The organism is Listeria rocourtiae FSL F6-920 (assembly GCF_000525975.1).
Lineage (GTDB): Bacteria > Bacillota > Bacilli > Lactobacillales > Listeriaceae > Listeria_A > Listeria_A rocourtiae.
This window is the reverse complement of record NZ_AODK01000009.1, coordinates 25848-32065: the sequence shown is the minus strand read 5'-3', so window position 1 is coordinate 32065 and position 6218 is coordinate 25848. Positions and strand designations below refer to the sequence as shown.

Sequence of the window (6218 nt, the reverse complement as noted above, 5' to 3'; positions counted from 1 at the left end):
TTTCGCATCGAATTCTGCCTGCGCTTTATCTACGTATGCTTGCAGTTCCGCTTTTGTCGCTGGGTCTATCACCGTGTAAACTTTCGCCTGCGCCGCATCAATATCCGCTTGCGTCACGGTTTCTTTCAGCGCATTCGCTGGATTACTATCCTCAAATAATGCTTTCACGGCCCGTTGTATGCCTGCTTCTACTGCCGTTCGTATATTCAACAATTCTCGCGCGCGATCTAGCTTGTTTTGTAAGTCTGTCTTCACAGCACTCGGTAACAGCTTATCAATTTGCGCTTGTGCTGCGTCAATAGCGGCTCGGTTGGTTGTCGCTTTGATTGCATCGGTTAATGGTTCATCGTTTTGATACAACTGATTCACTAAATAATTAGCAAGAAACTGGTGTGCCTTATCTATTTCTGCCGCTTCCGTTTTTGCATCGAGTTCTGCCTGGGCTTTATTGATATGCGCTTGGAGCTCTGCTTTCTTCGCCGTATCCTTCACCGCATTCACTTTCGCTTGCGCTGCATCTATTGTTGCTTGTGTCACTGTAGTTTTAATCGCATTTGCTGGATTATTACTCACAAATAGTTCTTTCACTGCTTGTTCTGCCTCTGTTTTTGCATTTGCTTCTTCTATTTTAGCATCGAATTCTGCTTGGGCTTTATTGATATGCGCTTGGAGCTCTGCTTTTTTCGCTGTATCCTTCACCGTATTCACTTTTGCTTGCGCCGCATCTATCGTTGCTTGCGTCACTGTAGTTTTAATCGTATTTGCCGGATTATTGCTGACAAATAGCTCTTTCACTGCTTGTTCTGCCTCTGTTTTCGCAGACAATTCGGCCTGCGCTTTATCGATATGCGCTTGGAGCTCTGCTTTCTTCGCCGTATCCTTCACCGCATTCACTTTCGCTTGTGCTGCATCTATTGTTGCTTGCGTCAACGTAGTTTTAATCCCATTCGCTGGATTATTACCCACAAATAGCTCTTTCACTGCTTGTTCTGCCGCTATTTTCGCAGACAATTCGGCCTGCGCTTGATTGACATACGCTTGCAGCTCTGCTTTTTTTCGCCGTATCCTTCACGGCATTCACTTTCGCCTGCGCTGCATCTATCGTTGCCTGTGTCACCGTAGTTTTAATCCCATTCGCTGGATTATTGCTGACAAATAGCTCTTTCACTGCTTGTTCTGCTTCTGTTTTCGCATCTGCTTCTGTTTTAACATCGAATTCTGCTTGGGCTTTATCGATATACGCTTGGAGCTCTGCTTTTTTCGCTGTATCACTCACGGCATTCACTTTCTCTTGCGCTGCATCTATCGTTGCTTGTGTCACCGTTTCTTTGATCGCATTCGCTGGATTATTACTTACAAATAGCTCTTTCACTGCTTGTTCTGCCTCTGTTTTCGCAAGCCATTCCGCTTTGGCTTTATCGATATACGCTTGTAACTCTGCTTTTTTCGCCGTATTCTCCAATGCTCTCACTTTCTTATGAGCTATATCTATTGTTGACAGTGTCACCGTATCTTTAATCACATTCGCTGGATTATTATTTACAAATAGTTCTTTCACTGCTTGTTCTGCTTCTGCATAGAGCAAACCCTGTGCCTGATCCAGATAGCCGTTTAACATCTCTGCTTCCCCTTTGCCAACATCCGGATATTCTGTTAACTTCACTCGTGCTCTGTACTCATTTATATGGCCTTGAGTTACCCATGATCCGAGGGCTTTCTTACTTGTTCCAGTAAATAACAAGTTTATGTCTGTCTTAGCGCTAAGTAGTTTCTCAGCTGTAGAGATGTACATTCTTGCGTTAGTACGATCCCCATCACCATACACCTTATCTGTTTTTGATAAAAGTTGAGTCAGCTCCGTCTGTGTCAGGTTATCTCTTAAAAAACGTTGGGATGAATCTGCGTAGAGAGCCTTTGATTCAGAAAGAACAAGGCGGTCATAATCTAATTTTTCCTGATACGTTGCCACCATCGCTAGGAGTTCTGCCTGTTTAGAAGCTGTTAATATATTCGCGATATGCTTCCTCGCTGTATTCAGATACCCTTCATTTACTGTTGCAGTCTGGGAGGCTTTAAGTTTTCCCATTTCCTCTTGCGCCATCGCTCCCCAATAAGCATCATTCTGAGTTGTCAAATGGGCTAAACTAACCGTTTTAAGTAATGGCCCTTCAGAATAACCTCTATATTCCAAGACGATTTTACTTGTTCTTGGAATGAGTTTACCTGGGAAGCTCCATTCATAACCATTAAAATAAGCATAGTAGATTGTTCCATTCTCCATCGACGAGTGATATGAACCATTCACCGCAAGTCTAATATTATATTTTGATCTCTTCAACCAGTCATTAAGTGTCGATGTATCTAGCTTTATACCCTCAATCATCCCTTGATTATTAAAATTAAAATGAAAACCAGTGGTGTCTACCGCTCTCGTTGAAAATGTATCCATCGTTCTTTCCACTTGACTCGCTTGCGTTGTTGTCGGTATTCCTAACGTCGGCACGACTAAAGACACAGCCGCCGAACTTATTACGATTTTTTTTTTAACAATTTTTTTCTTTGACATCTTTTATTATTCCTCTTCTCTATAAACTGATTGTGCTTACACCATGCATAGCGAAGCAAACATTTCTACTTTCCATACCTAGCTCCTATTTCAACATGTAATAGATTTCTAGGTTACTACGTGTATGCTATGTTAACATTGACCAACAATAATTGTTGCGCCAAAAGTAGAATACTTACTATCTGTGAACAGAACATCCACACCTTGTTTAGTCGCTGTTCTTTTTTTCCTTCTCCAGCGTTTCTGTTGCCATATTTAGCATTGGCCTTATCTAGCTCTTTTTGTATAGCAACACCTCCTTATCTATATTCACTTGCATAGCACCTACTCTCGAAATAGTCGTATCCTAATAACTCCTTCTTTGCCACAGGAAAAATAGAGCACTTACAACCAATAAAATTCCAAATAACAGAAAATAAATATCGCTTTTATATCCTGTTTTTGGTAAACGCTCATTTTTATCAGCATCACTTATCTTCTCTTCTACTAGCCCTATTGTCTTTCCCCTAATATTCTTTTGATTTGGTTGTTTTATATCTACTATGGAAGGAACGTCAACTGATGGTATTGGATCTACCTTAAGTGGCGGCAACGGATCTACTGTAGACGGTATTTCAGTTATTGGCGGTACCGGTAAGGCTGGTTCTACTTTATCAAGAACCGTAATTCGAACTGTGATTGTCGTACTTTCACCCACGCTGTTTGTGACTTGATACGTCACTTCGTATACTCCTGGTTTCATGTTGTCTACTTTGTTTTCTACCACTTTGACATCGTGACATCCTCATTTTTTTAGGTCGCTTCGCTTACTTCTTCCAGTGGGGCGAAGGCGTCTCCGACAGCATACCGTTTCATAAAGACAAAAAAATTTACTTTATGAAAAAAAAGTATCTAATGTCTAAATACAAAAATTGGCTAGCTGACAAAATTATGATAAATTGATTACAAAAAATACTCGCATGGCACTATCTTGGAAATATGGAGATGACTTCCTCTAGTCTTAGTTGAGGCTAAACCTTGTAACATACTTTTTATAATATCTAAAAAAAAATATGTCTTTATATACAAAAATATAATCAATTTGAATGCATCCATCGTATTTATAACAGAAATTATATATATTTAGATAGTCTTAAAAAAGAAATATATCGCTGAGGGGACTACCGGGGTATTATTTTGGCATATAGATACACAGAAAAAACTAGCAAGAGCGTAATACTCTTTACTAGTTTTCCTACGTTTTATTGGATATTACCATACTAATTTTTTTCCTCACCTCTTCCATCTTTAATTTAGAATTGCTGAAACTGATCAACTGGCATCACAAAGCCAGTCACACCGCCAACCTGAACTTCAATCGGGTATGGTTCATAGGTATCTATCGTCTCACCAAGTGAGGCTTCCAAGCTCATAACTTGCTCGCGAGCTTTGCAGTTATTTTTAATGATTTCCAAGCGTGGTATCGACTGGTTTCTCCTCTACACCTATAATAAAGATTGTATTTCCCGCTTTAGAAAGCCACCTGTTGATGCTAGTTTTGTGGTGCAGAAATTGAATTCCTGCTTCTTCTAATTGTTCTGCTAAACGCGCATTCCCCTTTTGTTACCATCCTTATTCGATTTCTTAGTTCTAAACATAACATGAACTGGCATAAAACGTTTATATCTAGATGAGTAGAGGCTGGGACATAAGAGAATCTTCAAATCCCTTTATGTCCCAACCTCGTTCTTACGTTTAGTCAAGCAATAAGCATACACAATTGGTGGCCCATTTAGGCATACCGAAGAAAGCCCATCTCTTTTTTATTAAAAAAAGGAGGTAGACTGGTATAGTGAATATGTTACAGCGTTGTCGCCAAGCGGTGTGCATCACTACGGTCTGTTTTATGGATACGCAATCGATCACATTGCTGCTTCGCTTCGAGAGGATTTAGTAGGTAATAAGGATACTCATTAGCTTGCATAAAAGATTCCAAAACTTTGGAATAGACGCCTGTGGCTTCAAACACGATTTCTGGACACTGACCATCCCGCACAAAAAGGACTGAATGGTAACCTGTAACGCTTGAAAATCTTCCCTATTATGCTGTATTTCTTTTTCCTCGATGCATTGTCCATGTTGATAAATAACCATGTAACTTTTCCCCATATTAACATCAAACGCTATGATTGTCTGCATATGTCTTTGCTCCTTTCTCTGTATCGAAGTGCCTTACTAGACTTTATCGATTCCAATTTCTTATACACGATCTCCAAGGACCCAACATACTTCAACCTGATTCTTGATAAAGTAGTACAGTAGATCTGTTTATTATACGGGCTCGAAGCCCAAGAGGCCGGTCAATCTATACTTCCAACTACTATAACAAAAAAAAGAGTAGGCAAGACCATGGCCATGGTCTTACCTACTCATCTTAGTATGTTTCCTAACCTATATATTTTGAACCATCACATGGACAGTATGTTCTTTATTGCCATAAATTTGTCGCTTTTCTTCCTGCTTTTCAAAACCAAGGTGTGACCAAAATCCAAGTGCTTCTTCATTCTCCCCAAGAACACCAATCCGTAATGAATCGGCGCTACCATCTGAGGCCCAATCTTTAATTACTTGATACAGTACTTTTCCAAATCCGCTACCTCGCTCCTCGGGTATCAGCATTAATAAACCGATAATCCATTGCCCTTTTCGCGGAAAATCAGCCACTACGTCAATCAAGCCAATTGGTTTATCCGCCTCATCAAGAACCGCCATTACGAACTTATCAAGCTTAGTTTTATCCTTTGGTATTTCCGTAATAATGGTACGCGCGTTCTCCGTATTCGCTGCCATACCTTGTTCCATCAAAAAATAATCTTCACATTTCACACAAACTTCCTCAGCTAAAGCAACATCTTTCTCCGTCAAAAACTTCACATGATAATTTCTCTTTCTCTCCAAATATCTCACCATTTTCCTATTTATTTCGTAAGCGTGCGTGTCTCATATTGGCACATTTCTTCATATGTTTCGATACTCATAACTACCATATCTCCATGCCCATTTTTTGTTAAAAAAATAGGTTCACTGCGTTCGTGGACAATTTTGGAAATATCGGTAAAATTATTTCTCAAGTCAGAAACAGGTCTAATTTCAGGCATCTCCTTGCCCTCCTATTATCATAATATTATCATTATTATATCATAATTATGATATAATAGCTATTAAAAATTGATTTTAGGCAAACAAAAAAATAGCCAGTCGTTCAACCGGCTATCACCAAATAAATCCAATTAATATGCCTCTTCTAAGATTAAAATACTGTTTCCCTCAGGATCAGCACAACGCAACTCTTTTCCACCCCAATCTGCTAAAAAAGGTGGCTGGATATCCACACCGTTGAACTTCAATGTTTCATACGTTTTATCTAAATCTGCTGACCGGAAAACAAATTCCGTAAGATCATGTACCGCCACATCCCCACTCGCTTTATCCCAAACAATAATTCCAGGATCATTCCTAGAAAAAGCCAATTTTGCGCCAACATAATTACCGTGACCTTCAAACACCAACGGCACACCTAACTGATCTTTGTAAAAAAGGACAAACGTTTCTGGATCATTTACAGCAATGTTAATCCCCTCAAAACCTTCTATCATAATATTCCTCCACCTTT

General features: G+C 39.6%; 6 protein-coding genes and 2 pseudogenes. All 8 read right to left on the bottom strand.

What is annotated here, in order from left to right; genetic code table 11:
• The coding region (locus PROCOU_RS16380; protein WP_244266228.1) for a toxin Cry1Ac domain D-VI-related protein at positions 1-1011 on the bottom strand (1011 nt) is incomplete at its 3' end.
• The gene (locus PROCOU_RS16375) at positions 959-2566 is read right to left on the bottom strand and encodes a toxin Cry1Ac domain D-VI-related protein (RefSeq protein WP_051994191.1); all 1608 of its coding nucleotides are present in this window, start codon (positions 2564-2566) and stop codon (positions 959-961) included. The genes PROCOU_RS16375 and PROCOU_RS16380, both read right to left, overlap by 53 nt.
• Positions 2567-2912: 346 nt before the next feature.
• Positions 2913-3332: an LPXTG cell wall anchor domain-containing protein gene (locus PROCOU_RS04565; protein WP_036069958.1), complete on the bottom strand. Its 420-nt coding sequence runs from the start codon at positions 3330-3332 to the stop codon at positions 2913-2915.
• Between the two features lie 526 nt (positions 3333-3858).
• Positions 3859-4119, bottom strand: a pseudogene (locus PROCOU_RS04560) (cyclic-di-AMP receptor); the annotation flags it as partial.
• A gap of 293 nt (positions 4120-4412) precedes the next feature.
• Positions 4413-4744 (bottom strand): annotated as a pseudogene (locus PROCOU_RS04555) (IS110 family transposase); the annotation flags it as partial.
• Between the two features lie 252 nt (positions 4745-4996).
• Positions 4997-5515, bottom strand: a complete 519-nt coding sequence (locus PROCOU_RS04550) for a GNAT family N-acetyltransferase (RefSeq protein ID WP_036069956.1) — start codon at positions 5513-5515, stop codon at positions 4997-4999.
• An 8-nt stretch (positions 5516-5523) separates the two neighbouring features.
• Positions 5524-5703, bottom strand: a complete 180-nt coding sequence (locus PROCOU_RS04545; protein ID WP_077913321.1) for a type II toxin-antitoxin system Phd/YefM family antitoxin — start codon at positions 5701-5703, stop codon at positions 5524-5526.
• Between the two features lie 132 nt (positions 5704-5835).
• Positions 5836-6201: a VOC family protein gene (locus PROCOU_RS04540; RefSeq protein ID WP_036069954.1), complete on the bottom strand. Its 366-nt coding sequence runs from the start codon at positions 6199-6201 to the stop codon at positions 5836-5838.
• Between the last annotated feature and the right edge of the window lie 17 nt (positions 6202-6218).